At 64.5% G+C, this 26,313-nt stretch carries 27 protein-coding genes and 1 pseudogene; 14 read left to right on the top strand and 14 right to left on the bottom strand.

The features are described from left to right. Positions 1 to 409: 409 nt before the first annotated feature. The 5 genes from W930_RS0114810 to W930_RS0114790 all read right to left on the bottom strand — a co-directional run bounded on the left by W930_RS0114810 (position 410) and on the right by W930_RS0114790 (position 5,601). Positions 410 to 775 (bottom strand): cytochrome o ubiquinol oxidase subunit IV, encoded by a 366-nt coding sequence (locus W930_RS0114810; RefSeq protein WP_023595031.1) that lies wholly within the window; start codon positions 773 to 775, stop codon positions 410 to 412. Continuing rightward, positions 776 to 1,402: a cytochrome o ubiquinol oxidase subunit III gene (locus W930_RS0114805; protein WP_023871883.1), complete on the bottom strand. Its 627-nt coding sequence runs from the start codon at positions 1,400 to 1,402 to the stop codon at positions 776 to 778. Between the two features lie 2 nt (positions 1,403 to 1,404). Continuing rightward, the gene (gene cyoB / locus W930_RS0114800; RefSeq protein WP_023871884.1) at positions 1,405 to 3,384 is read right to left on the bottom strand and encodes a cytochrome o ubiquinol oxidase subunit I; all 1,980 of its coding nucleotides are present in this window, start codon (positions 3,382 to 3,384) and stop codon (positions 1,405 to 1,407) included. A 15-nt stretch (positions 3,385 to 3,399) separates the two neighbouring features. After that, positions 3,400 to 4,461, bottom strand: coding sequence for a ubiquinol oxidase subunit II (cyoA, locus tag W930_RS27565; protein WP_023871885.1), 1,062 nt, complete (start codon positions 4,459 to 4,461; stop codon positions 3,400 to 3,402). Between the two features lie 510 nt (positions 4,462 to 4,971). Then, entirely contained in the window at positions 4,972 to 5,601 is a 630-nt protein-coding gene (locus W930_RS0114790; protein ID WP_023871886.1) for a LysE family translocator, read from the bottom strand. Between the two features lie 268 nt (positions 5,602 to 5,869). Here W930_RS0114790 and W930_RS0114785 point away from each other — a divergent pair, with 268 nt between their 5' ends. Beyond that, positions 5,870 to 6,334, top strand: a complete 465-nt coding sequence (locus W930_RS0114785) for an Lrp/AsnC family transcriptional regulator (RefSeq protein WP_023595026.1) — start codon at positions 5,870 to 5,872, stop codon at positions 6,332 to 6,334. A gap of 215 nt (positions 6,335 to 6,549) precedes the next feature. After that, positions 6,550 to 8,073, top strand: a complete 1,524-nt coding sequence (locus W930_RS27560; protein ID WP_235195544.1) for a sensor domain-containing diguanylate cyclase — start codon at positions 6,550 to 6,552, stop codon at positions 8,071 to 8,073. 47 nt (positions 8,074 to 8,120) lie between these two features. Here the strand turns inward: W930_RS27560 and W930_RS0114775 are convergent. Then, a pseudogene (locus tag W930_RS0114775) lies at positions 8,121 to 9,056 on the bottom strand (LysR family transcriptional regulator); the annotation flags it as partial. Positions 9,057 to 9,073: 17 nt separating this feature from the next. Next, on the bottom strand, positions 9,074 to 10,546 hold the full coding sequence (locus tag W930_RS0114770) for an MFS transporter (protein WP_023871889.1): 1,473 nt from the start codon (positions 10,544 to 10,546) through the stop codon (positions 9,074 to 9,076). Between the two features lie 86 nt (positions 10,547 to 10,632). Here W930_RS0114770 and W930_RS0114765 point away from each other — a divergent pair, with 86 nt between their 5' ends. Continuing rightward, positions 10,633 to 11,283, top strand: a complete 651-nt coding sequence (locus tag W930_RS0114765; protein WP_309475334.1) for a metalloregulator ArsR/SmtB family transcription factor — start codon at positions 10,633 to 10,635, stop codon at positions 11,281 to 11,283. A gap of 111 nt (positions 11,284 to 11,394) precedes the next feature. On the opposite strand, the gene W930_RS0114760 is transcribed toward W930_RS0114765, so the two are convergent. Then, on the bottom strand, positions 11,395 to 11,712 hold the full coding sequence (locus W930_RS0114760) for a YnfA family protein (protein ID WP_023871890.1): 318 nt from the start codon (positions 11,710 to 11,712) through the stop codon (positions 11,395 to 11,397). A gap of 85 nt (positions 11,713 to 11,797) precedes the next feature. Between W930_RS0114760 and W930_RS0114755 the strand changes: the two genes are divergently transcribed. Beyond that, entirely contained in the window at positions 11,798 to 12,001 is a 204-nt protein-coding gene (locus tag W930_RS0114755) for a SlyX family protein (RefSeq protein ID WP_023871891.1), read from the top strand. A gap of 140 nt (positions 12,002 to 12,141) precedes the next feature. After that, positions 12,142 to 12,810: a DUF1439 domain-containing protein gene (locus tag W930_RS0114750; RefSeq protein ID WP_080685338.1), complete on the top strand. Its 669-nt coding sequence runs from the start codon at positions 12,142 to 12,144 to the stop codon at positions 12,808 to 12,810. A gap of 76 nt (positions 12,811 to 12,886) precedes the next feature. Here the strand turns inward: W930_RS0114750 and W930_RS0114745 are convergent, their stop codons facing one another. The 3 genes from W930_RS0114745 to W930_RS0114735 form a co-directional block, all read right to left on the bottom strand. Next, positions 12,887 to 13,312: an organic hydroperoxide resistance protein gene (locus W930_RS0114745; protein ID WP_023595018.1), complete on the bottom strand. Its 426-nt coding sequence runs from the start codon at positions 13,310 to 13,312 to the stop codon at positions 12,887 to 12,889. A gap of 411 nt (positions 13,313 to 13,723) precedes the next feature. Continuing rightward, entirely contained in the window at positions 13,724 to 14,308 is a 585-nt protein-coding gene (locus W930_RS0114740) for a TetR/AcrR family transcriptional regulator (protein WP_023871892.1), read from the bottom strand. Positions 14,309 to 14,500: 192 nt separating this feature from the next. Beyond that, positions 14,501 to 16,726: a TonB-dependent siderophore receptor gene (locus tag W930_RS0114735; protein WP_080685342.1), complete on the bottom strand. Its 2,226-nt coding sequence runs from the start codon at positions 16,724 to 16,726 to the stop codon at positions 14,501 to 14,503. Between the two features lie 310 nt (positions 16,727 to 17,036). Between W930_RS0114735 and W930_RS27555 the strand changes: the two genes are divergently transcribed. Together W930_RS27555 and W930_RS0114725 are read left to right on the top strand one after the other, a co-directional pair. Beyond that, entirely contained in the window at positions 17,037 to 17,543 is a 507-nt protein-coding gene (locus W930_RS27555; protein ID WP_023595015.1) for an Lrp/AsnC family transcriptional regulator, read from the top strand. Then, on the top strand, positions 17,536 to 18,495 hold the full coding sequence (locus W930_RS0114725; RefSeq protein ID WP_023595014.1) for a DMT family transporter: 960 nt from the start codon (positions 17,536 to 17,538) through the stop codon (positions 18,493 to 18,495). Before W930_RS27555 ends, W930_RS0114725 begins: the two co-directional genes overlap by 8 nt. Before the next feature lie 41 nt (positions 18,496 to 18,536). Here the strand turns inward: W930_RS0114725 and W930_RS0114720 are convergent, their stop codons facing one another. After that, positions 18,537 to 19,295: an SDR family NAD(P)-dependent oxidoreductase gene (locus W930_RS0114720; protein WP_023595013.1), complete on the bottom strand. Its 759-nt coding sequence runs from the start codon at positions 19,293 to 19,295 to the stop codon at positions 18,537 to 18,539. A gap of 240 nt (positions 19,296 to 19,535) precedes the next feature. On the opposite strand from W930_RS0114720, the gene W930_RS0114715 reads away from it, so the two are divergent. Further along, complete coding sequence (locus W930_RS0114715) at positions 19,536 to 20,441, top strand: LysR family transcriptional regulator (protein ID WP_023871895.1); 906 nt, start codon at positions 19,536 to 19,538, stop codon at positions 20,439 to 20,441. A gap of 150 nt (positions 20,442 to 20,591) precedes the next feature. Here the strand turns inward: W930_RS0114715 and W930_RS0114710 are convergent, their stop codons facing one another. Further along, complete coding sequence (locus W930_RS0114710; protein ID WP_023595010.1) at positions 20,592 to 21,242, bottom strand: TetR/AcrR family transcriptional regulator; 651 nt, start codon at positions 21,240 to 21,242, stop codon at positions 20,592 to 20,594. Positions 21,243 to 21,350: 108 nt separating this feature from the next. On the opposite strand from W930_RS0114710, the gene W930_RS0114705 reads away from it, so the two are divergent. The 4 genes from W930_RS0114705 to W930_RS0114690 all read left to right on the top strand — a co-directional run bounded on the left by W930_RS0114705 (position 21,351) and on the right by W930_RS0114690 (position 24,008). Then, on the top strand, positions 21,351 to 21,554 hold the full coding sequence (locus W930_RS0114705) for a hypothetical protein (protein WP_023871896.1): 204 nt from the start codon (positions 21,351 to 21,353) through the stop codon (positions 21,552 to 21,554). 90 nt (positions 21,555 to 21,644) lie between these two features. Beyond that, positions 21,645 to 22,073 carry a VOC family protein gene (locus W930_RS0114700; RefSeq protein ID WP_023595008.1) on the top strand — a complete coding sequence of 143 codons (429 nt, stop codon included), beginning with the start codon at positions 21,645 to 21,647 and terminating at the stop codon, positions 22,071 to 22,073. A gap of 235 nt (positions 22,074 to 22,308) precedes the next feature. Then, positions 22,309 to 23,238, top strand: a complete 930-nt coding sequence (locus tag W930_RS0114695; RefSeq protein WP_023595007.1) for an ABC transporter ATP-binding protein — start codon at positions 22,309 to 22,311, stop codon at positions 23,236 to 23,238. A gap of 8 nt (positions 23,239 to 23,246) precedes the next feature. Continuing rightward, entirely contained in the window at positions 23,247 to 24,008 is a 762-nt protein-coding gene (locus W930_RS0114690) for an ABC transporter permease (RefSeq protein ID WP_023595006.1), read from the top strand. Positions 24,009 to 24,118: 110 nt separating this feature from the next. On the opposite strand, the gene W930_RS0114685 is transcribed toward W930_RS0114690, so the two are convergent. Continuing rightward, on the bottom strand, positions 24,119 to 24,733 hold the full coding sequence (locus W930_RS0114685; RefSeq protein WP_023871897.1) for a glutathione S-transferase: 615 nt from the start codon (positions 24,731 to 24,733) through the stop codon (positions 24,119 to 24,121). Positions 24,734 to 25,017: 284 nt separating this feature from the next. On the opposite strand from W930_RS0114685, the gene W930_RS0114680 reads away from it, so the two are divergent. Further along, positions 25,018 to 25,707 carry a type 1 glutamine amidotransferase domain-containing protein gene (locus W930_RS0114680; protein ID WP_023595004.1) on the top strand — a complete coding sequence of 230 codons (690 nt, stop codon included), beginning with the start codon at positions 25,018 to 25,020 and terminating at the stop codon, positions 25,705 to 25,707. Beyond that, a complete protein-coding gene (locus W930_RS0114675) occupies positions 25,704 to 26,234 on the top strand; it encodes a GNAT family N-acetyltransferase (protein ID WP_023595003.1) in 531 nt (176 codons plus the stop codon). Before W930_RS0114680 ends, W930_RS0114675 begins: the two co-directional genes overlap by 4 nt. Positions 26,235 to 26,313 lie beyond the last annotated feature (79 nt).

Raw genomic sequence — 26,313 nt, 5'->3', positions numbered from 1 at the left:
CGGGCGGCCCCCGATCCGATGTGTCAACGTTAGCGATGCGACGACACCGGGGGCGGGGCGCGCCCGCTTGCGGTGGATTCATGTGGGGGACTGTGAGGTCGAGGATGCGTGAGCGGCGCTTGGCGGTGCCCTGACGGAGCGACTTTAAGGTGGAGCGCAGTCAGGGTGCCGCCAAGCGCCGCGGGTACGGGGGATGGGGAGGACGTTAAGGGGGAATGCCCGGGCGGTGTCGACGAACAGGGAGCGTGTGAGCAAAAAAGGCAGTTCGACGATTCGAACTGCCTTTTTTGCATACCGAGACACCTCAACAAGCGCAACCCACCGCAAAAGCGCAATAAAAAAAGGCAGCCCGGAGCGTCCCGAGGCTGCCTTTTCGCTTACCGGAACTGCAGGCAAGCCCGGGGAAGACTTACATCCCCGGCATCATCAGCGAGTTGGCGTTGTGCATGATCCACAGCGAGCCGACGAGCACGATGGCCACGATGAGGATCGTGAACGCAAAGGCCATCACGTTCCAGCGTTGTTCCGACGAGCGGTCCATGTGCAGGAAGTAGACGAGGTGGACGATGATCTGCACGAGGGCTGCGCCGAGAATCAGCGGCAGCACCGTCGACGGCGGCATCGTGCCGTCCATGACCAGCTTGAACGGCACCACAGTGAGGATCACTGCGAGCACGAAGCCGATCAGGTACGACTTCACGCTGCCGTGGCTGCCGCCGGCGGCGTTGTGGCCAGCCTCGTGGCCGTGCGACTGCACCGAGTTGCTATTGCTCATTTACATGGCTCCCATCAGGTACACGACCGTAAACACGCCGATCCAGACCACGTCCAGAAAGTGCCAGAACAGCGAGAGGCACTGCAGACGCGTGGTGTTGGTCGCGGTCAGGCCCTTCTTGCCGATCTGGAACATCAGCACGGCCATCCACAGCAGGCCCGAGGCCACGTGCAGACCGTGGGTGCCCACCAGTGCGAAGAAGGCCGAGAGGAAACCGCTGCGGTTCGGGCCGGCGCCTTCGAGGATCAGGTGGTGGAACTCGTACAGTTCCATCGCGATAAAGCCCGCGCCCAGCAGCCACGTGATCGCCAGCCAGCCCTGCACGGCGCCCTTCTTGCCGTTGTGCAGGCCCACCATGGCGAAGCCGTAGGTGATCGACGAGAACAGCAGGATGAACGTTTCGACCAGCACGAACTTCAGGTCGAACAGTTCATGGCCCGTCGGGCCGCCCGCCGTGGCGCTGCGCTGCACCGCGAAGGTGGCGAACAGGCCCGCGAACAGCACCAGGTCGGTCATCAGGTACACCCAGAAACCGAAGATGGTGTTGCCCCCGGTGTCGTGGTGCGCGTGGTCATGCGCATGCGCATCGGCATGCGCGCCAGAGTGTTTGAGAACTTCGCTCGTCATGATTAAGCCTTTGCTGCTGCGGCCAGTGCCTGATGGTGGGCCGTTTCGATGGCCACCACTTCCGGCGACTGCACGTAGTAGTCGATCGAATCGTTATTGCTGCGGCAGATGAACGTCACGATCATGCCCACGAAGCCAACGATGGCCAGCCACCAGATGTGCCAGATGGCAGCGAAACCGAACACCAGCGAGAACGCGCTGATGATGAAGCCGGCGCCCGTGTTCTTCGGCATGTGAATCGGAGCGTAGCTCGTCTTCAGATCGCCCTTGATGCCGTGTTCCTTGCGATAGGCCAGCTCGTCGACGTCGTGCACGCGCGGCTCTTCGGCAAAGTTGTAGAACTGCGGCGGCGACGAGGTCATCCACTCCAGCGTACGGCCATTCCAGGGGTCGCCCGTGGTGTCGGCCAGTGCCTTGCGGTTCTTGATCGAGACAACCAGTTGCAGCACCTGGAAGCCGATACCGGCAGCGATGAACAGGGCACCGATCAGCGCGGCGATCAGCCAGGGTTGCCATTCCGGATTGCTGTAGTGGTTCAGGCGACGGGTCATGCCCATCAGGCCCAGTACGTACAGCGGCATGAAGGCGAGGTAGAAGCCGATCAGCCAGCACCAGAAGCTGGCCTTGCCCAGGCGCTCGTCGAGCTTGAAGCCGAACGCCTTCGGGAACCAGTAGTTCATGCCGGCGATGTAGCCGAACAGCACGCCGCCGATGATCACGTTGTGGAAGTGAGCAATCAGGAACAGCGAGTTGTGCAGCACGAAGTCGGCGCCCGGCACGGCCAGCAGCACGCCCGTCATGCCGCCGATCACGAACGTGACGATGAAGCCCAGCGTCCACAGCACCGGCGTGGTCATCTGCACGCGACCACGGTACATCGTGAACAGCCAGTTGAAGATCTTCACGCCGGTCGGGATCGAGATGATCATCGTCGCGATGCCGAAGAAGGCGTTCACGCTCGCGCCAGAGCCCATCGTGAAGAAGTGGTGCGCCCACACGAGGAACGACAGCACCATGATCGCGGCCGTCGCGTACACCATCGACTTGTAGCCGAACAGCTTCTTGCCGGAGAACGTCGAGATGATCTCCGAGAAGATACCGAACGCCGGCAGGATCAGGATGTACACCTCCGGGTGACCCCAGATCCAGATCAGGTTGATGTACATCATCGGGTTGCCGCCCAACTCATTCGTGAAGAAATGGAAGTCGAGGTAGCGGTCCAGCGACAGCAGCGCCAGGGTCACCGTGAGCACCGGGAACGCAGCGCAAACGAGCACCATCGTGCACAGCGAAGTCCACGTGAAGATCGGCATCTTCATCAGGTTCATGCCCGGCGCACGCATCTTCAGAATCGTGACGACGAAGTTCACCCCGGTGAGCAACGTCCCCAGACCCGAGATCTGCAAGGCCCAGATGTAGTAATCCACCCCCACGCCCGGACTGTACTGAATGCCCGAAAGCGGCGGATATGCCAACCAGCCCGTGCGCGCGAATTCACCCACGCCCAGCGACAGGTTGACCAGCGCCGCGCCAGCCACGAACAACCAGAACGACAGCGTGTTCAGGAACGGGAACGCCACGTCGCGCGCGCCGATCTGCAGCGGCACCACAAGGTTCACCAGCCCCGTCATGAAAGGCATCGCCACGAAGAAGATCATGATCACGCCGTGGGCGGTGAAGATCTGGTCGTAGTGATCCGGCGGGAGAATGCCGGGCGAGTTGTGCGCGAGCGCGAGCTGCGTACGCATCATCATGGCGTCGGCAAAGCCGCGCAGCAACATGACGAGCGCCACGAGCACGTACATGACACCGATCTTCTTGTGATCGACCGAGGTCACCCACTCGTTCCACAGGTACTTCCACTTGCCGAAGTAGGTCAGCAGGGCAATGATGCCCAGCCCACCAAGCACCATCATGCCGACCGCGCCGACAATGATCGGCTCGTGGTACGGGATGGCTTCGAGAGTCAGTTTGCCAAACAGCGTTGACATTGTTGTTTACTCCTTATGCGCGTGCGCAGCCGCACCGGCGTGCATCGCATGCGCGCCGGCGTTGTCCATGGCCATGGTCATCGACTGGCCGTTCTGCACGTTGGCAGCGGCGGCCGGAGCCGTCGCGGCGTCGGTGCCTGCGCCCTTCATTTCCATCTTCATGTCCATGCCCTTCATGTCCATGGCGCCGTGGTTCTCATGGCCTTCCTGCTGCTGCGCCATGCCCGACGCCATCGGGGCGTGCACGATCGACTGGAACATGTTCGCGTCGACCGAGCTGTAGTACGTGACCGGCGTGTTCTCGCTCATCGGCACCAGCGAGGCGTAAGTGCCCTTGTCGAGCACCTTCTTCGACTCGCGCACCTTCGTCACCCATGCCTGGAAGTCGCCATCGGTCATCGCCAGCGTCTTGAAACGCATGCCCGAGAAGCCGCCGCCGCTGTAGTTCGCCGAAATCCCGTCGTACTCGCCGACGTGGTTGGCGATCAGGTGCAGCTTCGTCTCCATGCCCGCCATGGTGTAGACCATGCTACCCAGCTGCGGAATGAAGAACGAGTTCATGATCGATTCCGAGGTGATCTTGAAATTCACCGGGGTATCGACAGGAACAGCCAGTTCGTTGATCGACGCAATGCCCTGCTCCGGGTAGATGAACAACCACTTGTAGTTCATCGACACCACTTCGACCGTGATCGGCTTGACTTCGCTTTCCAGCGGCTTGTACGGATCGAGTTCGTGGGTGGACACCCAGGTGATGCGCGCGAGGATCGCAATGATGATGATCGGCACGAGCCAGACCACGACCTCGATGGCCGTCGAGTGCGACCAGTTCGGCTCATAGCGCGCCGACTTGTTGGTCGCGCGATACTTCCACGCGAACCACAGCGTCATCAGGATGACCGGAATCACCACGATCAGCATCAGCCACGTGGCCGTGAGGATCAGGTTCTTGTTCTCTACTCCGATCTGCCCTTTAGGGTCGAGCAGCGTCATGTCGCAGCCGGCCAAAATCAGCGGCGAGCACAAGGCGAGGAGCCTAAACAATCGCGGGTTTCTGTGTTTCTTCATGTCACACGACAGGGTTGAGTTGGCCAGCGAACGGCACAACACGGGCTTACCGGCCTGATGCAGGGTCGCAGGAGGTTGGCAAGGGATAAGGTGAGACGGGAGCAGTCGTCACGCCGGTATTGCACCGGTTGAACTACGACGACTGTGTCATCGAAAAGACGGGAACCGGGGCAAATCGCCGCCCGCAGACCTCAAGTCACTGTCCGACTTCTTGTCTTTTACTTCCATCACGGTGCGGCATTATGCCGAAGTTTAATTAGGCCGCCCATCGCGCACCCACCGGCGCGACAATGTGTCGCGCGACCTTCACGCGTACGCGCGCGACGATTTCCAAGCAGATGGACACCTTTTTAGCGGTAAACGCTGTGCAATGCAGCAATCGGGCAAGGTTCGCGAATTTGAACGGGTGCGACGTTGTGTCGCACCCTGAATTGCGGTGTCGCAGCGAAAACGCACCACATTGGTGCGCATGAACGGCTGGGGATGGGAGCAGGTATTGTGCCCGGCTTTTCAGTCTAACGACAGTCGCACGGCAAACGCCATGAGTGCCGCTCCGAACGACCAGCGTTGCACTTTTTGCGCAAGCGGGCGGGTGCGCAGCCAACGCGCGATGCGCGCGGCGCCAAATGCCAGCGTGACGTCGAAAATCGCACCAACGACCAGCAACAGCACGCCGAGTTCGAGCACCTGGGACCAGACAGGCCCCGCTTCCGCACGCACGAACTGCGGCAGCAATACCGAGCAGAACAGCAGTGCCTTGGGATTGAGCACGCTGGAGAGCACGCCCCGGCGCACCGCTTGCGAGAGCGGGGGCGGTGCATCGGTCGACGGCGCCACGGCGTCGATGCCGAAAGCCGGCGAGCGCCAGATCTGGATCGCCACCCAGGCGAGATAGATCGCCCCCACGATACGCACCGTCTCGAACAGCCACGGCGCCGCGCGCAGCAACGCCGCCACACCGCAGGCGGACAGTGTCACGTGTCCTGCGCGTGCCATGGCCAGCCCGCCCGCCGTCGCCAGTCCGTGCCGCACCCCGCGCGTCATGCTCGTTTGCATCACAAGCGCCATGTCGGGCCCCGGCAATGCGTAGACGACCACCAGCGCGCCAATGAAGACCGTGAGCAACTGCAGCGAAACCATGACTTTTCCCCTGACGACCCGTGCGATCGAGAATAGCGATATGATCCCGCCAAATCATGAGCATTACATGGCGTTTTTCACGCCAAAAAGCCATAATAATTGGCGATAACCACCAACATATCACCAACGATAGATGAATCCCCCGACACCCTCGGTTCCAGCTCGCCACTCGCCGTAGTCCATACGGACGAGGGCAACACTATCCGGAAGCCGCGGTTCGTGGTGGAATGCCATCTTTGCAGCAGCTTTTCGTAGCGGGATACCCACAATGAACGAACTCGACGCCATCGATCGGGCGATCCTGGCCATCGTGCAACGCGACGGCCGCATCTCCAACGCGCGACTCGCCGAGCGCGTGTCGCTCTCCGAGACTCCCTGCGCGCGACGCCTGAAGCGGCTCGAAGCCGAGGGATACATTACCGGCTACCGGGCGGAACTCTCGTATCGCGCACTGGGCCTGGGCGTCACGGCATTCGTCCACGTACGCTTCGCCGTGCACGATCGTTCGCTCTCCGAGCAGTTCGAGCGCGAGGTGCAGGCGATCGATCGTATTGTGTCCTGCCATAACATCTCCGGCAGCGCCGACTATCTGCTCGGCGTCGTCGCCACCGACCTCGACGACTACGGAATGTTCACGCGCGATGTGTTGCGCGCCCTGCCCGGCGTTTCGTCGATCGAATCGATGTTGTCGCTGCGCGAAGTCAAACGCGACACCGGCGCACCGTTGCTGTAGACCGACGCCCGCGCTGTGGCACGGCCCGGATTGCCCGTAGAATGGCGAGTTGATCAGATCCCATAAAGCGCGACCAGACTCCCAGGTGCCACATGCCGGACGCCATGCCAGCCGTACCCCCTCAAGTGCCCTCGCGCGCTGCGACCGAACTCGCGCAGACGAGCCCGTCGAATCTCGCACAAGGCGCCACGGGCGTGACGAATGACGACGCCCTGATGTTCGACCTCGCGCCGGTTTCGCTCTGGCTCGAAGACTTCAGCGGCGTGAAGCAGATGTTCGACACATGGCGCGCGCAAGGCGTGACCGATCTGCGCGCGCACTTCAAGTCCGATCCGGGGCACGTGTCGGCGTGTTCGCAGCGCATTCGCGTCGTCAAGGTCAACCGGCGCACCCTGAGCATGTTCAACGCGCCGTCGCTCGACACGCTGGTGGCGAACCTGCCGCGCGTGTTCCGCGACGACATGCTCAAGACGCACATCGAAGAGCTGTGCCAACTGTGGGACGGCCGCACGCAATTCACGAGCAAGACCGTCAACTACACGCTCGACGGCCGACGGCTCGACGTGCTGCTCAACGGCTCGGTACTGCCCGGCCACGAAGCCACGCTCGCGCGGGTGTTGATCTCGCTCGAGGATGTCACCGAACTGGAACACGCCCGCGAGCGCGTGACGATGGGCGAACAGTACGCACGAGGCTTGTTCGAGTATTCGCCGGTCTCGTTATGGGTGGAGGACTTCAGCGCCATCAAGCTGCTGCTCGACGACGCCCGCTCGCGTGGCATCACCGACTTCCGGACCTTCACCGACGTACACCCCGAGTTCGTCGAGCGATGCATGACCGAGATCCACGTGCTCGACGTGAACCGCCACACCCTCGCCATGTTCGTCGCGCCCGACAAGGCCACCCTGCTCGCTCGCCTGCCCGACGTCTTTCGCGACGACATGCGCCACAACTTCCGCGAGCAGTTGATCGACTTGTGGGAGAACAAACTCTTTCAGCAACGCGAAGTCATCAACTACGCGCTCGACGGCAACGAGATCAACGTCCACCTGCAATTCGCCGTGCTCCCGGGGCACGAGGCGCGGTGGGATCTCGTGCTCGTCGCGCTGACCGACATCACCGCGCGCAAGAAAGCCGAGTCGTATCTCGAGTTCCTCGGCAAGCACGACGTACTGACCAAGCTGCGCAACCGCTCGTTCTATGTCGACGAACTGAACCGGCTCGAACGCAAGGGACCGTATCCGGTGACGGTCGTCGTGGCGGACCTCAACGGCCTGAAGGCTGTCAACGATCAACTCGGTCACGCCGCCGGCGACGGTCTGCTGCGCCGCGCGGGCGAAGTGCTCGGCAAGGCGGTCGTGGCACCGCAGATCGCCGCGCGCATCGGTGGCGACGAGTTCGCGCTGCTACTGCCGTCGACCGATGCCACGGGCGGCGCGGCCGTCATGGAGAGCATCCGGCAACTCGTCGAGCTCAACAACTCCTTCTATCCCGGCACGCCGCTCTCGTTCTCGATGGGAATGGCGACCTGCGAAGCCGGCGAACGACTCGAAGCCACTGTTCAACGCGCCGATCTGCTGATGTATGAGGAGAAGCGCAATCACTACGCCGGTAGCGTGAACGAACGGCGCGTGCTCGATGCCTTGCCTTCCGGCAGCGGTAGCGCCACCACGCCCACCACGCCCACCACACCCGGCTCCGCCGGCACGCCTGGCTCGGCGGGCCGGGGCGACGCCTGAGCCCCGCCACGGCCGCCATGCCCCAACGGCTCGCAGATCTGCGCGAGCCAGTCGACGAATGCCCTCACGCGCGGTGACACACGCTTTTGCGCGGGATACGCCGCGGACAGGCGTAGCGCAGGCGGCGGGCAATTCGGCAGGACCGGCACCAGACGCCCCGACGCGAGATAGGGCGCGGCCGCCAGCACCGTCGGCTGAATCAGCCCGAGCCCTTCGAGACCCGCGGCAAGATAGGCGGCTTCGTCGCCCACGTGCAGCTGCCCCCGTGTGCGCACGCACGTGGCGCGCGAGCCGACCATCAGCATGAGATCGCCGCATCGCGTGGTCGGCGTCGCGAGCGTCATGCCGGCCGTGCCCGCCTCGTCGGCGGCCGGTGTCGACGTCGGCGAGGCGGGCACCGTCAGCGACTCGGCAGGCGCCGAGCGCCACTTCACCGAGGTATGCTTGGCAAGATCGTCAAGGTCTTCCGGTGTGCCATGCACGTCGAGATAGCGCCGGCTCGCGCACGTCACGCGAGGCAAATCGCCCAGGTGGCGAGCGACGAGGCGTGAATCGGGCAACTCACCGAGTACCACACCGCAATCGACGCCGTCACCGCGCCAGTCGCCGTGCGCCGGCGTGGCATCCAGTGCAATATCCAGGCCCGGGTGGCGCGACTGGAATTCGGCGAGCGACGGCATCACCACTTCACGGGCGATCACCGGCGGCAACACCACCGCGAGCCGCCCGCGCAGTTGCACGTGCGCGCCGAACAACCCCGATTCGACTTCCTCCACGTCGGCGAGAATCGCGGCGCACCGCTCGTAGTAGGCCGCGCCCTCCATCGTGAGCGCCACACGCCGAGTCGAGCGGGTGAACAACGCCACGCCGAACCAGCGCTCGAGATGCTGCACTTGCGTGGTCGCCGTCGCGCGCGGCAGATCGAGCGAGGCCGCCGCCTTGGTGAAACTGCCCACTTCTGCGACGCGAACGAACGTGCGCATGGCGGTGATGCGATCGATCATGATGCCTCCTGTCCCGAAACGCGCGCGGCGGCCTTGCCACGCGATGCAACGATCGCCGCACCGGCCGGCGCGAGCGCGAAGAGTGCGAACAGCCAGACCGACGCACGCTGCGCGGCCTCGAGCGCACCGTCCGCGAGCCCGGCAGAATTGGCGACCAGTCCCGCGAGCGCCGAGCCCAGCGCCATCGAATACAACTGCACCGTGGTGATCGAGGCGGACGCGAGATGTGCTTCGCCCGGACGTGCCGCGGTCATCACCCGTGTGAGCAGATGCGGCCAGCCGATGCCCACGCCCATGCCGACGCCGAAGAGCGCCGCCCCAAGGCTCAACGCGCCCGCAGTGCTCTCGAAGAGAGAGCGCTGCGGCAGCAACCAGGCGAGTGCGAACATGCCGATCGCGACGATCACCGGTCCGAGACGCACACACCGCTCGGCCGCATCGCCCTGTCGCCCGGCACTCGTCATCGATCCGACCGACCAGCCCGCCGCCATGAGGGCGGCGAGGTAGCCGGCCGCGAACGGCGTCTGCCCGTGAATCGTCTGAAGGAAATACGGGATGTAGATCTCGCTCGTCATGGCCAGCCCGAGCAGGCCCATGGCCACGTAGAGGCCCCCCAGGCGCGTGCGCAACGAGTAGGCGCCGGTCGGCATCAGGCGCGGCAACGCATGTCGCGCACTTCGCTCTCGGTGCGCGAGCCATCCGACCAGCGCCAGTCCGGCAACCATCCACGCGGCGGCAAGCGGATGCGAGGTAACCACCGCGCCGAGCGAGATCGCAACCGCCGACGCGCACAGCAAGATGACCTTGAACCACGGAATGACCTGCGCCTCGTCGCTGCGCGGTGATGCCGCACCGGCTGCCATGGCGCGTCCGGCGGGCACCTGCACCCGAATGATGAGTCCGAGGCCCACGACGACCGGCAGCAGCGACCAGAAGGCCCAGCGCCAATGCCCGAACTGCGCGAAGATGCCGCCCAACGCCGGGCCGCAAAGCGTGGCCACCCCCCACATGCCCGAGATGAGTCCCATCGCCCTCGACCACAACGACGGCACAAAGACAATGCGGATCAGGGCGTAGCTGAGCGAGAGCAGAATGCCGCCACCGAAACCCTGCAGCGTCCTGCCCGCAAGCATCCACGGCATGGTCGGCGCCGCCGCGCACAGGATCGTGCCCGCGCTGAAGCCGAGCAGTGCCATCCCATAGGCGATGCGCGGTCCGAACGTCGCCATCAACGTTGCGGCAAGTACCGAACCGAGAATCGACGCCACCACGAAAAGCGTCGTGTTCCACGCGTACAGGTCGAGCCCGCCGATGTCCCGAACGATCGACGGCAGCACCGTCGTCGACACATAGACATTGGTGGCATGCAGCGCCACCCCGCCGGCCAGCGCGAGCGAACGCCAACCGTTGTTGCCGCTCAACAGATCCCGCCAGCCCGGCGTCCCGGAATTCGTCGTGTTCGTTGTCATGGATGGACAGCCACCCCTCGGGCGACTAATATGCAAGTAAGTTCTTGGATATTACATGCCGCACCATGAATTACACAAATAACCACTTGGATAATAGGGCAGTCCCATCGGCGACCGGCGCGGGGCCCGAGCGCGTCCTGCATTGGTTGAAAACGCAGGGGCCGGCGTCGACGGCGGAGGTCGCCGCGGCGCTGGGGATCACGGCCGAGGCTGCACGCCAGCAGGTGCAGCGGCTGGTGTCGGACGGCCTGCTCGTTGGTCAGACGACGCCCTCACGCGGCGCGGGTCGCCCACGTCAGACGTGGATGCTCACGGAAGCCGGGCATGCCCGCTTCCCCGACGCCCACTCGCATCTCACGATCCAATTGATCGGATCGATCCGTCAGTTGTTCGGCGAAGATGGGCTGGATCGGCTCATTACCCAGCGCGCCGCGGACACGCGGTTGCATTACAAGCAGGCCGTCGATCCGCTCAAGGGACTGCAGGCGCGGCTCGACAAGCTCGCGGAGATCCGGTCGGCCGAGGGCTATATGGCGCGAGTGGAGCGTGACGGCGACGACTGGCTGCTCATCGAGGACCACTGCCCGATCTGCGCCGCCGCCAAGACCTGCCAGGGCTTTTGCCGCACCGAGCTGGAGTTGTTTCAGGAACTGATCGGCGAGCGTGGCACCGTCTCTCGCGAGACGCACATCCTCGCGGGCGGGCAGCGATGTACGTACCGCGTGCGAACCCCGTGAACGTGTCGCGGGCGTCAATACCGGGGCGCTCGCGGGAAGGCTGGCGGAACAGCACGCGCGCATCCGGGGCGTACGACAGCGGTGTGATGGATGGGGTGCCGTGAGCCGCGCTCAGCGCGGCTGGAAGGCGATGAGGCCCATGCCCACCAGGGCCACCGTCACCCCGGCCATGTCCCAAGAGGTCGGACGCACGCCGTCCACCCACCACAGCCACACGATCGCCACGGTGATGTAGACACCGCCGTACGCCGCATAGACGCGGCCGGCCGCGGCGGGATGCAGCGTCAGCAGCCAGGCGAACAGCGCCAGCGACGCCGCGCCCGGCACCAGCAGCCATGCGCTGCGATCCTGCCGGAGCCAGAGCCACGGCAGATAGCAGCCCACGATTTCCGCCACCGCGGTGACGACATACAGCGCAAAGGTTTTCATGACGCGATTATGCCGGGCGCGCTGGCCATGCGTCACCGCACAATGGCCTACAATGCCGCCTTCAACGGAGAAGTTCATGGAATCGCTGGAAGCCCGCATCGTCGAACTCGAAATCAAGACGGCGTTTCAGGAAGACCTGCTCGAAACGCTCAACGGCATCGTGACACGGCAGGAGCAGCAAATCGACCTGCTGCAGAAGCAGTTCAAGGCGCTTTACCAACAGATGCTCTCGCAAGGCCCGGGCGGCAACGACGGCAACCCGCGCCACGAAATCCCACCGCATTACTGATCGGCCCGACAGGCGGCGCGCTCGCGCAGGCCGAACGATTCGCCGCCGCGCGAGTCATATCGCTATCGACGACTCAGGCACCGCCGCGCCCCGCCCGTCCCCGTCCCCGTCTCCGTCTCCGTCTCCCGGACCTTCGCCACATGACCACCCGCCGCCCGCCTTCGCTCCCCCGCTCGCTTCCATCGCCCTGGTTGGCGCGGGCTACGTCCCCGGTCGAGGCCGAACAACTCACGGCGTCGCGTCGCGAAGTCTTGCGCATCGGGCTCGCCGGCCTGCTCGGCCTGGCGCTCGCGTCGCGCATGCAACGAGCCGATGCCGGTTACAACATCTGGACCGGCGAATACACCATGACGCGCAAGGACATCGAGAGCGCCGTCGACAAGCGATTCCCGACCACGCTCAACTACGGCCAACTGCTCACCGTCGAGCTGACGCATCCGCAGATCGGCTTCAATCCGCAGGCCAACCGCGTCAACACGCAGGTCGACGCGCAACTGAAGAACATCCTGCTGCAAGGCCAGCCGCTCCAGGGCACGCTGGCGATCTCGAGCGCACTGAAATACGACCCTGTCCGACGCGCCGTGCTGCTCGACCATCCGAGCGTCGAGCGGGTCGACGTGAACGGCATGCCACCCGCCTACGGCCAGCAATTGACCGCGATCGGCGGCACCGTCGCGCAGCAGGTCCTCGATCAGTATCCGATCTATACCTTCAGGCCGGAGCAATTGCGCTACGGCGGACGCGACGTCGAACCGGGCGCCATCACGGTGCTGCCCGACGGCATCAAGGTCGAAGTCAAGACCCAATAGACGCAAAGCAAAAAGGGCAGCCAACCGGCTGCCCTTTTTCCTTTACCGCAATCGACGGCCCCGTGGGCCGCCAACCTCAGACCACCGTCAGCGTCACGTCGATGTTACCGCGCGTGGCGTTCGAGTACGGGCACACGATGTGCGCCTTCTGCACGAGGTCTTCCACGACCTTGCGGTCCACGCCCGGAACGCTGATCTTGAGCTCCGCCTGGATGCCGAAACCGGTCGGGATCTGGCCGATGCCGACGCTGCCGTCGATCTTGGTCTCGGCCGGCAACGCGATCTTTTCCTTGCCGGCGACGAACTTCAGCGCGCCGAGAAAGCAGGCCGAATAGCCCGCGGCGAAAAGTTGTTCCGGGTTGGTGCCGCCAACGCCCGGGCCGCCCATTTCCTTGGGCACCACAAGCTTGACGTCGAGCACGCCGTCCGAGGAGACGGCGCGGCCGTCACGGCCTCCGGTAGCGGTGGCATGAGCGGTGTACAGCACTTTTTCGATCGACATGACGAACTCCTGGTAAGTAGAAAATTTCACTTCCAAACTTCGATCGCAGCGGCCTGACGTGCCATCGCGGCAACCTCTGCCGGCCGAACGATCCAACCTGACATACAAACGCGCGTCGAACCCACGTCATGACGCGTTTCGCACGCGTGTGTTCCCGCGTCGACGGTACCGATGTGCCGCACACGCCCGGTCGCTGGCCGCGTCCGCGCCGCACGCAAACACCGTCGACGATCCTGATGCACCTCCGGCACCCGCATCGTGACGCCCCATCGGCCTGTCGCCGAAACGCGTCCCGATTCCTTCGATCACACAAATTTATCTATCAGTAGATAGATATCAAATCACAAAAATAGGGGAGATGGACTCCCGCCTCACGGCGCCGTTGTCACGCGCTCCGACGGTGTCGTGGCATCAACCAACACCACAGACCGACGCCACCACATCCTCCAGCCTCGACGGCGCCCGAAACAGCCGGGAGGCCATCACGCTGCCCTGGAATCCGGCAAACAACGCCCGCGCCGTCGCTTCGGGTGACGACGTGAGCGTCACTGTTCCCTGCGCCACGCCATCCGCCAACACGCGCGCCAGCCATGATTCATGAAATGCGAAGAAGCGCTGGACCGCGTTGCGCACCGTCTCCGGCAACGTTTCGATGTCGGCGGCCAACATGCCGCACAGGCAGATCCGATGACCGTCGGCCACGATACGGCCGAAACCCTGCGCGTACAGGCTCAGCTTGCGCTGCGCCGGCAACGCCTCGTCGATGCCCGCTACGTCCTGCGCGATCGCCGCGTCATACGCCTTCACCGCTTCGAGTACCAAATCTTCCTTGGTGGGGAAGTAATAGTGGATGCTCGATGTCTTCACCCCGACACGCTCGGCCAGATCCCGGTAGCTGAAGCCGTTGTAGCCTCGCGTCATCAGGAACGTCTGCGCGTGATCGAGCAATTGCTCTCTCACGGTCGGTGCAGCGGTCGGTGTCGTCGTGCGGTTCATGAAACGAACTTTATCTATCGATAGGTAGATAGTCAAGCATTTCGATATGCCGGGTCGATTGAAATTTTCGATGGTCGTCATAGCCTTCGTCCGCCCGGCACCCACGAATCCGCAACAGCGGCCCCGCGGGCCGCTGTTGCCAGGAAGATTCCGTCGGTCGTGCGTCGCCCATACCGGCGCGACGCAGCACCCTCAGAAGTCGATCTTCGCGTTCAGGCTGATCATGCGCGGGTCGGCCGGCTTGATGTAATTGTCGTATTGGTACTCCCAATACTGGCGATTGGTCAGGTTGCTCACCGCGGCGCGCAGCGTCACATCCTTGCCGGCCACGCGTGTGCGATACGTCGCACCGAGGTTGATGAGCGTGTAGCCCGACACCGTGAGCGAGTTCTGCGGATTGAGCGACGTGCGCCCGTTGTAGCGAATGTCGCCACCGACCGACAGGCCAGGCACGTACGGAATCTTGTACTCGACGTTGCCCGAGAGCACGAAGCGCGGTGCGCCGCCGACGCGATTGCCGTCGAAGCCATTGGCCGTGCGCGCGTACCAGGCATCGAGTGCCATGGCGCTCGCGCCGAGCGTCCACTGCGGTCCGAGCTTCACCGAGCCCGCGATCTCGATCCCCTGGTAGATCGACTGACCGTCGGCCACGCGCGCGTTGGCGCTGTTGGTATAGACGGCGCCGCGCTCGATGCGGAAGATCGACGCCGTCGTGCTCCACGTCGACTGCTCGGTCTTCACGCCGAGTTCGTACTGGCGGCTTTTGAATGGGTTGAGCACCGCCCCGGCGTTCGCGTAGGTCGAACCGACCACTTCTCCTGCCTCCAGCGCTTCGACGTAGCTGACATACGCGGTGGTGTTCGGCGCGAGCTTGTACATGGCGGCGAGCGTCGGCGTGAACACGCCGTTGGTCGAGTAGGTCGACACGCCCTGCGCGTTCGTCTGGTTGTAATTCGTGAAGCGGCCGCCCGCGAGCACCGACCAGCGCTCGGTCAGTTGCACGGTGTCCGACGCGAACACCGAGCGCTGCTCGATGGCGCTGGAGCGTTGCGCCTTGAGCGTCGTGCCGTCGCCGTAATACTGGTATGACGTGCCCTGGTACAGATTGCCCGTATAGCTCGGGCTGTAGAGATAGGCGTAGTCGTTGGTCTGATACTGCGAGGCGAGGCCGAACGTCAACTGATGGGTGAACGGGCCGGTGCGCACCTTGCCTTCGGCCGTGACCTGCCAGGCGCGGAACGTATTGTTTTCGTCGCCCAGATCGTTCTGGCCGCTGAAGTCGCCCGCGCCATTGAGCAGATACAGCGTGGCTTCGTTGCGATCGCGCGTCGACTTGTTGTACGCGTAGTTCGCCGAGACCTTCCAATCCGGATTGATCTGGTATTGGAGACCGGTCGTGTAGAACTGCGTGATCGTGTTCAGATGCGTGGCCTGCGTTTGCAGATTCGCATTGGACACATTGACGGGACCAGGCAATTGCGTGCCGGAGAAGTTGTACGTCGAGAGCGAGGGGGACGTGCCCGTGGCGCGCCGATCCTGATACATCGCGCCGAAGTTCCACGTGAGATCGCGGGTGATGCGCGCGTCGAGCGCGACCGAAACGGTGTCGCGATTGAGGTTGCCGTCGGTGTACGTCCGCCCCTCTTCATGCGTGTAGTTCAAACGCGCACCGAACATGTCGTTCGGTCCCGCGCGGCCGCCGAGATCCACATGCTCACGCCAGATGCCTTCGGAATGAAAGCCCACGTCGACGCTCGCGATACGCTCGTCGGTCGGCTTCTTCGTCACGTAGTTCACTACCCCGCCCGGAGCGACGAAACCGTACATGAAGCCGGACAGCCCCTTGAGCAGTTCCACGCGATCGAACTGTTCGTACGGCATGGTCACGCCGTAGGTCATCACCGGCAGGCCGTCGAGCTTGAAGCCGGACTGCCAGTCGATGGGCATGCCGCGCACGAAGATGTAGCCGGCCCAGGCGTCGAAGGCGTTGCTGCCGTCAGTCACCGACGCGTCGGTCACGAACACGTCGCCGAGCTTGGCAGGCTGGCGCTGTTCGAGCTGCTCCTGGCTCACGACGGTGGTCGAATACGGCGTGTCGAGCTGGCTGCGCGAACCGAGCGCGCCGGCCTGCACCGGCTGTTTGAGATTCTGCGGCGTCTCGCGCAGCGCCGAACTCGTCACCGTCGTGGCCTTGAGCGTCGCCTGCGAGGCGGTGTCGGCCGAGCTCGCGTCGGCATTGCCGACGGTACCCGGCGTCTGTCCGAAGGCCGGAACAACGGCAAAGCTCAGCAACGTGGCCAGTGCCAGTGGCGCCAATGCGCTGCGGGGCGCCGGACGAGCCAATGGCGTGCAATGCGTAACCGGTGCTGCGGCGTTGCGCGCGGCGCGCAACGTCCGAGGGGCGTGAACAAAAGACATGCTTGAATTCCCGTGTGACTGTCGAAATCTTTATTTTTAATGAGAATCGTTAACGTTCTCATTTAAGTTTCGGGATATTAGCAAACCTCCGCGCCGCGTCAACAAATGTTGTCAGCCATTGACGGCAACAACACGGAAATACAACATTTCCGATCCTTACACGGGTGACATGCGGGCTCGCGTGATATCGCGCGCGGGGCCCGGAACAAATAGGCTAGTATTGCGGCACTGTCGCCAACCGAGCGGCTTATTGAATGGAACGCCGTCCCTCATCCGGGGCGCGCGCGCCAAGTGGTATGGAACAAGTGGTATGGAACTCGACGCCATTGATCTGAAGATTCTGCGGGAACTGCAAGCCGACGCCCGCCTGACCAACGTTGAACTCGCCTCGCGGGTCAATCTCTCGCCCTCGCCCTGTCTCGCGCGCGTGAAGGCCCTCGAAGCGGCGGGCTACATCCGGCAGCGCGTCACGCTGCTCGATCCGTCCAAACTCGGGCTGCACATCAACGTGTTCATTCACGTCACCCTCGAGAATCAGAATCGCGATGGCCTCGACGCCTTCGAGGCCGCCGTCACGGCCTTGCCGAACGTCATGGAGTGTTACCTGATGTCCGGTGACGCCGACTACCTCCTGCGGGTCATGGTGAGCGACATGAGTGCCTACGAAACCCTCATCACCGACCGTCTCTCGCGCATTCCCGGCATCCGCAACATTCGCTCCAGCTTCGCGCTCAAGCAGGTCATGTACACGACGGCCATCCCGGTGCCCGATACCACCGACGCTTCCGCCAAATCCGAAAAGTCGGGCGATGCCTGAGAGCGGCCGCGCGGCAAAACCCCTCGACGCCGCGCAAGCCTCGCCGCACCCGCGTGGCGGGGCCGGTCCGCAAGTCGCACTGCATGCCGCCGCCATGCTGTTCGGCGCGTCCGCACTGTTCGGGGAGCACATCGCCGCCAGCAGCACGCTGATCGTCTTCGGGCGCGGACTCTTTTCCTGGCTCGCGTTGAGCGCCATCGCTCTCGTGGGGCTCGCCGGCATGCGTGGCGCCGCGCGATTGGCGGGCGGCGCTCCCTGGCAAGGTGTCTCGGCGGGTGCCGCAGCAAGGCTCATCGTGGCCGGCGTGCTGCTCGCGGCGCACTGGCTCGCCTTCTTTCTTGCCATCAAGGCGGCAGGCGTGGCCGTCGGCACGCTCGGTTTTGCCTGTTTCCCGGCATTTGCGATCCTGCTCGAGTGGCCATTGCGCCGGGAGCGTCCCACGTTGGCCGACGCAGGCGTGATCGCACTGGTCTGCGTCGGACTCGCGCTCGTCACGCCGGCCTTCGACTGGCGGGCCGGGGCGACCGTGGGGCTCGCATGGGGCGTGCTGTCCGGCGCCATCTATGCCGTCATCGCGCTGTCGAACCGTGTACTCGGCGCGCGGGCCTCGCCGTTGCAGGCGAGCTGGTGGCAATGCCTGGGTATCGTGCTGGTGCTCGGACCGTTTGCGTGGCGCGAAGCGCTCGTCCTGCCGGCCGTGCAATGGGGATGGCTCGCCTGCCTGGGCGTGGCGTGCACCGCCCTCGCGTATACGCTGTTCATTCACGCGCTGCGCACGGTCAAGGCCAGTCAGGCGGCGGTGGTCATCGCGCTCGAACCCGTCTACGCAATCGCTTTCGCATGGGTGCTGTTCGGCACGTCGCCCACGCTCAGGATGGCGGTGGGCGGCGTGTGCATTGTCGGCGCGGTCGCCTGGTCCGGATCGATGCGCTCACGCCGCATCGCACACTGATCCGTGAACCCGCGCGGCCGCCAGCGCCGACATCGTTTGCATTACACGAACATGCCGCCCGACGCCTCGATGCGCTGCGCGTTGATCCAGCCGGTCTCGTCCGCGAGCAACGCCGCCACCATGCCGCCGATGTCGTCGGCTTCCCCCACGCGTCCGAGCGCCGTATTGGCCGCGATCATCTGATTGACGCCCTGATTGTCGCGCACGGTACCGCCGTTGAAGTCCGTGGCAATGGCGCCCGGCGCGATCGTGTTGGCACGAATGCCGCGCGCGCCCAACTCCTTTGCCAGATAACGCGAGAACACTTCAATGCCGCCCTTCATCATCGCGTAGGCCGACGCCCCCGGCAGCGAAAAGCGGGCAAGCCCGCTGGAGACGTTCAGGATCCGCCCACCGTCGGCGATCCGCGGCAGTAGCGTTTGCGTGAGGAAATACGGCCCCTTCAAATGCAGGCGCACCAGTTCGTCGAACTGCGCTTCGGTCGTCTCGCTGAACGCCCGATGCAAACCCGTACCGGCGTTGTTGAGCAGGAAATCAAACGTGTCGCGCTGCCAGACCTCGCGCAGCACACGCCCGACCTGCGCGGCAAACGGGGCGAACTGCGACGCGTCCGACACGTCCAGCGGCAGGGCGACGGCGTTCGCACCCAGCGTTGCAATCTCGGCGACCACGGCATCGGCTTCGGCACGTGCGCTGCGATAGGTCAGGATGACGTCGATGCCGCGACGCGCGGCGGCGAGCGCCGATGCGCGGCCCAGGCCGCGGCTGCCACCGGTGATGAGAACAATCTTGCGGGTCATGGTGAGGCTCCTGAAAACGTGGACGCTGCACGCTCGCAACGCCCGGTTGAACAATGCCGACGGCCTTCGCTTTCCGATGCCTTTGCCTTCGACGGACCTGTCGCCAGATTTGCGTCCGCCGTTGCAGCAATGGGCTTCGGATGCCGCGGTACGTTCAACATGCTATTGCAACGAATTTCACCAATAAACCTGCTGAATTTAATTACACTGATCAAATTCGGATAACAATCACCGCCTCCCATGCATCAACTCGACGCCATGCGCATCTTCGTGCGCGTCACGGAAACGGGCAGTTTCACCCAGGCTGCGGACAGTCTTGGCCTGCCGCGTGCGAGCGTGTCCAATGCGATCAAGCAGCTCGAGACGAAGCTCGGCACGCGACTGCTGCATCGCACCACGCGTCGCGTGCAACTCACCCAGGACGGTCAGGCGTGTGTCGAGCGATGCAAGGACCTGCTCGCCGACATGGAGGAATGGGAGACGATGTTCGTCGCGCGCGGCCAGGCGCTCACGGGACGCCTGCGCGTGGACCTGCCGGCGACGCTGGCACGCACGACCGTCATCCCGCAGTTGCCGACTTTTCTGGCGCAACATCCCGCACTGCGCATCGAGCTGTCGAGCACCGACCGCCGCGTCGATCTCGTGCGCGAGGGGTTCGACTGCGTGCTGCGTGTCGGCGCCGTGGCCGATTCCACGTTGATCGCCCGGCCGCTCGGGCGCATGCGCCAGGTCAACGTGGCGAGTCCCGCGTATCTCGAGCGCTTCGGCGTGCCGCGCACGCTCGACGATCTCGGCGCGCATCGGCTGATTCACTACACGACCACGCTGGGCACGCGCCCGGCCGGCTGGGAGTATTTCGACGGCGAACGTTATGCGCAGTGGCCGATGGAAGGCGTGCTCACGGTGAACAATGCCGACGCCTATCAGGCCGCGTGCCTCGCCGGCCTGGGACTGATCCAGGCGCCGGAAAGCGGTGTACGCGCACTACTGGCCGACGGCGCCTTGCAGGAGGTATTGCCCGAGTTTCAGGCCGAGCCGCTGGCGGTGACCCTGCTGTACGCGAATCGCAGGCATCTGCCTCGCCGCGCGCAGGCCTTCATGAACTGGCTGGCCGATTTGCTCACGCCACGGCTGACCTCACCCTGATCCCCCCGCCCATCACGCTCCTCGCGACGGCTTCGCCGCGCCCTCCCGACACCCTCCCGACACCCATGCAACACCCTCGTCAATCCTTGACGGGGATTGTCGGCGAGGTCACGGCAATGCCGCGAGCCGCAGTTGGGCCACGACGGATCGTTACAACCCCTTCTCGACCATCGCCACGAGCCGTTGGCCCAGTCCGTCGACCTGATCGTCGGGAAGATCGCGCAGTGGGCCGTCGATGACGAGCACCGCCAGTCCGTGCACCGCCGCCCAGGCCAGATACTCCGCACCGGGACGCTGCCCGGCGTCGATGATCCCGGCGGCCACCATGCCGTCGAGCGCCGCCCCGAGCAGCTCGAACGGATTCAGGCCGCTCGCCCCCGCCTTCTCCGGCCCGCCGGCGGAGCGCACATTCTCCGATGGCGCGAACGCGGTGCGAAACAGGCCCGGTTGCGCCCTCGCGAAATGCAGATAGCCGATGCCGACCGCACGCAGCACCGCCCGCGCATGCGCCACGGTGTCTTGCAACGGCGCGTCGAGCGCCGCGATTTCCCGCTCGATGCCCACGGCCAGCGCCGCGAGCGACGCCGCGCGCACCGCATCGAGCAACGCCTGCCGATTCGCGAAGTGCCGGTACGCCGCATTGGGAACCACCCCGGCACGACGCGTCGCCTCGCGTAGGATCACAGCGTCCGGTCCGCCGTCGCGCGCCAGCGCGATACCGGCATCCAGCAACGCCCGGCGCAGGTCGCCGTGGCGGTAAGTCGTGCGTGCTGGCCCCGTGACCGTCTCTTGTTCTGTCATGACTACCCCTTGTGGACAGTGTCCATTATGTCTGCTATTGTTTGTGTACACTGTCCACAAAGACAAGTTGCATTGCATCGACATCCACGCTTTTCACGCGGAGGCACTATGGTTGAGACGTATTCCCAACACGGCGACAACGCTGCCATTCGTGCATTCCACACCGCATGGCTGGATGCAATGCGCACGGGGAAAGCTGGCACGCGTCCCGGACATGACTCCCCGGCGCTCGCGACGCTCGACGCGGTGCCGCCCGAGGAGCATCACAACGCGAAGTCATTGAAGTCGTCGAAGTCGTATTTCCGCCTGTAGCACGCATCGCTGCTGCATTCCCCTGCGCGGGCGTTCACCAGCCGCCGGCTGGTCCGCCCCCGCTTTTCCGGACATCACGAGGAGCGCTCCATGCAAGTCCATTCCTATCTGTTTTTCGAAGGTCGTTGCGAAGAGGCGATTACGTTTTACGAGAAGTCACTGGGCGCGAAGCGCGGCATGATGATGCGCTACGGCGAGAGTCCCGAGCGCTGCCCCGAAGGCATGCTGCCGCCGGGCAGCGATGAAAAGATCATGCACGGCGAGTTCCACATCGGCGACACGATGGTGATGGCCTCGGACGGCATGGTGAGCGGCAAGCCCAAGTTCGACGGCTTCTCGCTGTCGGTCGACTTCACCGAGGCGAGCGCCGCCGAGAAGGCGTTCAACGCCCTGGCCGACGGCGGCGAGGTCAACATGCCGCTCGGCGAGACGTTCTTTGCCACGTCGTTCGGCATGGTCAAGGACAAGTTCGGGATGAACTGGATGGTGATCGTGCCGAAGGAGATGCCCAAGGGCTGAAGGCATGACCGCCTGAAGCCACGAGTCGGGGGCGCGCGGCGACCACGGCGCCCCCGATTCGCGCGCGCTTCGCTCCCGAACGCGAACCCCGGCGGCGCGCACGTGCGTCGCCGCGGCGCTCGCCCACGCCGCGCCCGGCACCCGGGCCCGGGCAGAATGCAACCCTGCGCGCGTGCTCCACGGCTGCCCTACGTCTGCCTCACGTGTTTCTCACGCCTGTGCTATCGTCGCCGCCATGCCATCCGTGATCTCAATCCAGAATCTGTCGAAGACCTACGCGAGCGGATTCCAGGCGCTGAAGAACATCAACCTGGAAATCGAACGCGGCGAGATCTTCGCCCTGCTCGGCCCGAACGGCGCCGGCAAGACGACCCTCATCAGCACCATCTGCGGCATCGTGCGCCCGAGCTCGGGCACCGTGACCGTCGACGGCCACGACATCATCACGGACTATCGTGCCGCGCGTGAAGCCATCGGTCTGGTGCCGCAGGAACTGACGACCGACTCGTTCGAGTCGGTGTGGGCCACCGTCTCGTTTTCGCGCGGCCTGTTCGGCAAGCCCGCGAATCCGGCTTACATCGAGAAGGTGCTGCGCGCGCTCTCGCTCTGGGAAAAGAAGGACAGCCGCATCATGCAGCTCTCGGGCGGCATGAAGCGGCGCGTGCTGATCGCCAAGGCGCTCTCGCACGAACCACGTGTGCTTTTCCTTGACGAACCCACCGCGGGCGTGGACGTCGAGCTGCGGCGCGACATGTGGCGCCTCGTGCAGTCGCTGCGCGAGACCGGCGTGACCGTGATCCTGACCACGCACTACATCGAAGAAGCCGAGGAAATGGCCGACCGGATTGGCATCATTACCGGCGGTCAGATCACGCTCGTGCAGGAGAAGACGGAACTCATGCGCCACATGGGCAGCAAGCAGCTCGCGCTGCAACTGACCGAGCCGCTGTCCGCCGTGCCCGACGCCCTCGCCGCCTACGGGCTCGTGCTCAACGATAACGGCACCGAACTGGTCTTCTCGTACGACGCGAACATCGAACAGACGTCTATCGCCGCCTTGTTGCGCGACATGGAACGCGCCGGGATTTCGGTCAAGGATCTGCACACGACGCAGAGCTCGCTCGAAGACATCTTCGTCTCGCTCGTGCACAAGAAAGAAGGATGAGTCGCGCCATGAATCTCTACGCCGTCAGGGCGATCTACAACTTCGAGATGGCGCGCACGCGTCGCACGCTGATGCAGAGCATCATCTCGCCGGTCATCTCGACTTCGCTGTACTTCGTGGTATTCGGCGCGGCCATCGGCTCGCGCATTCCCGAGATCGAGGGTGTGCCGTACGGTGCGTTCATCGTGCCCGGGCTGATCATGCTCTCGCTGCTCACGCAGAGCGTGACCAACGCGTCGTTCGGCATCTACTTCCCCCGCTTCACCGGCACGATCTACGAGGTGCTCTCCGCGCCGGTGTCGTACATGGAAATCGTGTGCGCCTATGTCGGCGCGGCGGCCACGAAGTCGATCGTTCTGGGCGTCATCATGCTGGGCACCGCGGCACTCTTCGTGCCGCTGCGCATCGAGCATCCGCTGTGGATGATTCTGTTCCTGGTGCTCACCGCGGTGACCTTCAGTCTGCTGGGCTTCATCATCGGCATCTGGGCCGACGGCTTCGAAAAACTGCAACTCGTGCCGCTGCTCATCATCACGCCGCTCACGTTCCTCGGGGGCAGCTTCTACTCGACGAGCATCCTGCCGCCGTTCTGGCGTACCGTCACGCTGTTCAATCCGGTGGTGTATCTCATCAGCGGATTTCGCTGGAGCTTCTACGGGCTGGCCGACGTGAGCGTCGGCGTGAGTCTCGGCATGACGCTCGTTTTCCTCGCCGTTTTCCTCGCCGTCGTCGCCTGGATGTTCAAGACGGGGTACCGACTCAAGAGCTGATCCGCCGCGGCGCAGCGCCCCAATGCGACGCGCAACGCAAAAAGCCGGACGGTTTGCCGTCCGGCTTTTTTTGTCGATCGCGGTGCATGCCCACCCGCGCACGGCACGCGTTACAGCGGCGGCGTCTCCCGGAAGGCCGGCAGCGCCTCGGCCTGCGCGGAGAAATTGGCCAACTCGGGAAACTGATCGCCGAAATCGATCTCCGGCAGCATCAATTGATGGAAACGCCACGCGACCGCCACCGTCACACCGTGCTCGCCGATCTGGTCCGGCGTGGCCACGAGCGGCACCTGTGCCAACTCCAGCTCCAGGGCCTGAAACGCTGCATGCAATTGAGTGCGCACGCGATCGGTCCATGGCGAGTGGCGCTTCTCGCTCGGGCGCAATTCACGCTCATAGACGAGTTGCACCGATTTCTCGCATGCGGCGAGCGCGAGGCCCGTGAGTCGCAGCGCGCGCAACCTGGCCTCGGGCGCCATCGGCACCAGGCGCCGTTCGGCGTCGACCAGCGATTCCAGGTACTGAAGGATGAGCGTCGAATCCATGAGGACCGTGCCGTCATCCGCCACGAGCGTGGGCGCCTTGACGACCGGGTTGATCGCGGAGAATTCGTCGAACGTACGGAACACCGACAACGAGCGATGTTCGTAGGGAAGCCCCAGCAGCTTCAGGCAGATCGCCACACGACGCACGTACGGGGAATCCAGCATTCCAATCAATTGCATGTCTTGCTCCACGGAACTGGCAGTTTCTGCCGGGTCGGAAAAGAGGACGGCGGCGGGCGGGGCCCGCATCCGCACCAGCATAGCCGAGCCGCGCGGCGCCGCAAATCGAATTCGATTGCGATTTCGTGTGAATTCCGCTCACAAGACGACCGTCGGCGCCCTCCGCGCCGAAGCATCGCGTCGGCCAGGAAAAGGGAACCTGTGCGGCAACACGCCGTCGCCTGCGACGCCCGCGCATGACAGGTAAAATGAGCCGCATGGCCGACTCTACAGGGAGATGCTTCATGGACATCCTGATGGTTCTGACCTCGCACGACCGCCTCGGCGACACCGGCAAGGCAACCGGCTTCTGGCTGGAAGAATTCGCCGCGCCCTACTATGTCTTCATCGACGAAGGGCTCAACGTCACACTGGCCTCACCGGCCGGCGGTCAGCCGCCGCTCGACCCGAAGAGCGATGCGCCCGACGCCCAGACCGACGCCACGCGCCGCTTCCGCGAGGACCCCGAAGCGCAAAAGGCGCTGGCCAACACGCTCCGGCTGGCCGACGTCAAAGCCGACGACTACGATGCCGTGTTCTACCCGGGCGGCCACGGCCCGCTCTGGGACCTGGCGCAGGACCCCAACTCCATCCACCTGATCGAAGCCTTCGAGCGCGCCGGCAAACCCATCGGGTTCGTCTGCCACGCACCGGGCGTGCTGCGGCAGGTTCGCGGCGAAAACGGCGAGCCGCTCGTGCGCGGGCGACGCGTGACAGGCTTCACGAACGAAGAGGAAGACGCCGTCGGTTTGACCGACGTGGTGCCGTTTCTCGTGGAAGACGAACTCACGCGCCTGGGCGGGCTGTATGAGAAGGGTGGCAACTGGCAATCGCATGTGGTCGGCGACGGCAGGCTGGTGACCGGCCAGAATCCGGCCTCGTCCGAGGAGGCCGCACGCACGGTGCTGGCCATGATGGAGCCGCGCCTGCCATGACGGCACCACCGTCCGGCGTCGACGTGAGACGGCTCGTGCCGACCGATGCGCCCGCCTTTCAGGCACTGCGACTCGCCGGGTTGCAGGCGCACCCCGAGGCGTTCGGTTCGAGCTATGAGGAGGAGAAAGACTGGCCGCTGGCGCGCGTGCGTGAATGGCTGACGGCACGGCCCGAGAGCGGTGTCTTCGGTGCGTTCGGGCACGACCGTCTGGTCGGCGTGCTTGGCCTCGGGCGGCAGCCGCGCCCGAAGTTCGCGCACGTCGGCTTTCTATGGGGCATGTACGTGCAGGCCGATGCGACGGGGCGCGGCATTGGCCGTGCACTGGTCGACGCCGCACTCGCCCTCGCACGCTCGCAGCCAGGCTTGCGTCACGTCACGCTGCAGGTGAGCGCCGACAACCGCGCGGCCATCGCCCTGTACCAGTCCTTCGGTTTCGTCGAGATCGGCCGGGAACCCGATGCCATGCGCGTGGGCAACCGCTTTCAGGACGAACTGCGCATGTACCTGCCGATCGCCACACGCTGACACGCGGCGCCCGCGACCCGGGTCGAGACGCCTTCGTACCCGCCCCCCCCGGCACCCGCCGCCCTCATGGGCGGCGGGG

The sequence above is a fragment of the Pandoraea sp. E26 genome (genome assembly GCF_000681415.1).
In the GTDB taxonomy this organism is placed as follows: domain Bacteria; phylum Pseudomonadota; class Gammaproteobacteria; order Burkholderiales; family Burkholderiaceae; genus Pandoraea; species Pandoraea pnomenusa.
This window is presented reverse-complemented; position numbering and strand designations above follow the sequence as displayed.

Excerpts from the sequence above, each read along its gene's own strand:
- W930_RS0114810 (WP_023595031.1), bottom strand. The coding sequence starts at position 775 with ATGAGCAATAGCAACTCGGTGCAGTCGCACGGCCACGAGGCTGGCCAC.
- W930_RS0114805 (WP_023871883.1), bottom strand. The coding sequence starts at position 1,402 with ATGACGAGCGAAGTTCTCAAACACTCTGGCGCGCATGCCGATGCGCAT.
- cyoA (WP_023871885.1), bottom strand. The coding sequence starts at position 4,461 with ATGAAGAAACACAGAAACCCGCGATTGTTTAGGCTCCTCGCCTTGTGC.
- W930_RS0114790 (WP_023871886.1), bottom strand. The coding sequence starts at position 5,601 with ATGGTTTCGCTGCAGTTGCTCACGGTCTTCATTGGCGCGCTGGTGGTC.
- W930_RS0114785 (WP_023595026.1), top strand. The coding sequence starts at position 5,870 with ATGAACGAACTCGACGCCATCGATCGGGCGATCCTGGCCATCGTGCAA.
- W930_RS27560 (WP_235195544.1), top strand. The coding sequence starts at position 6,550 with ATGTTCGACCTCGCGCCGGTTTCGCTCTGGCTCGAAGACTTCAGCGGC.
- W930_RS0114770 (WP_023871889.1), bottom strand. The coding sequence starts at position 10,546 with ATGACAACGAACACGACGAATTCCGGGACGCCGGGCTGGCGGGATCTG.
- W930_RS0114760 (WP_023871890.1), bottom strand. The coding sequence starts at position 11,712 with ATGAAAACCTTTGCGCTGTATGTCGTCACCGCGGTGGCGGAAATCGTG.
- W930_RS0114750 (WP_080685338.1), top strand. The coding sequence starts at position 12,142 with ATGACCACCCGCCGCCCGCCTTCGCTCCCCCGCTCGCTTCCATCGCCC.
- W930_RS0114745 (WP_023595018.1), bottom strand. The coding sequence starts at position 13,312 with ATGTCGATCGAAAAAGTGCTGTACACCGCTCATGCCACCGCTACCGGA.
- W930_RS0114740 (WP_023871892.1), bottom strand. The coding sequence starts at position 14,308 with ATGAACCGCACGACGACACCGACCGCTGCACCGACCGTGAGAGAGCAA.
- W930_RS0114735 (WP_080685342.1), bottom strand. The coding sequence starts at position 16,726 with ATGTCTTTTGTTCACGCCCCTCGGACGTTGCGCGCCGCGCGCAACGCC.
- W930_RS27555 (WP_023595015.1), top strand. The coding sequence starts at position 17,037 with ATGGAACTCGACGCCATTGATCTGAAGATTCTGCGGGAACTGCAAGCC.
- W930_RS0114725 (WP_023595014.1), top strand. The coding sequence starts at position 17,536 with ATGCCTGAGAGCGGCCGCGCGGCAAAACCCCTCGACGCCGCGCAAGCC.
- W930_RS0114720 (WP_023595013.1), bottom strand. The coding sequence starts at position 19,295 with ATGACCCGCAAGATTGTTCTCATCACCGGTGGCAGCCGCGGCCTGGGC.
- W930_RS0114715 (WP_023871895.1), top strand. The coding sequence starts at position 19,536 with ATGCATCAACTCGACGCCATGCGCATCTTCGTGCGCGTCACGGAAACG.
- W930_RS0114710 (WP_023595010.1), bottom strand. The coding sequence starts at position 21,242 with ATGACAGAACAAGAGACGGTCACGGGGCCAGCACGCACGACTTACCGC.
- W930_RS0114705 (WP_023871896.1), top strand. The coding sequence starts at position 21,351 with ATGGTTGAGACGTATTCCCAACACGGCGACAACGCTGCCATTCGTGCA.
- W930_RS0114700 (WP_023595008.1), top strand. The coding sequence starts at position 21,645 with ATGCAAGTCCATTCCTATCTGTTTTTCGAAGGTCGTTGCGAAGAGGCG.
- W930_RS0114695 (WP_023595007.1), top strand. The coding sequence starts at position 22,309 with ATGCCATCCGTGATCTCAATCCAGAATCTGTCGAAGACCTACGCGAGC.
- W930_RS0114690 (WP_023595006.1), top strand. The coding sequence starts at position 23,247 with ATGAATCTCTACGCCGTCAGGGCGATCTACAACTTCGAGATGGCGCGC.
- W930_RS0114685 (WP_023871897.1), bottom strand. The coding sequence starts at position 24,733 with ATGCAATTGATTGGAATGCTGGATTCCCCGTACGTGCGTCGTGTGGCG.
- W930_RS0114680 (WP_023595004.1), top strand. The coding sequence starts at position 25,018 with ATGGACATCCTGATGGTTCTGACCTCGCACGACCGCCTCGGCGACACC.
- W930_RS0114675 (WP_023595003.1), top strand. The coding sequence starts at position 25,704 with ATGACGGCACCACCGTCCGGCGTCGACGTGAGACGGCTCGTGCCGACC.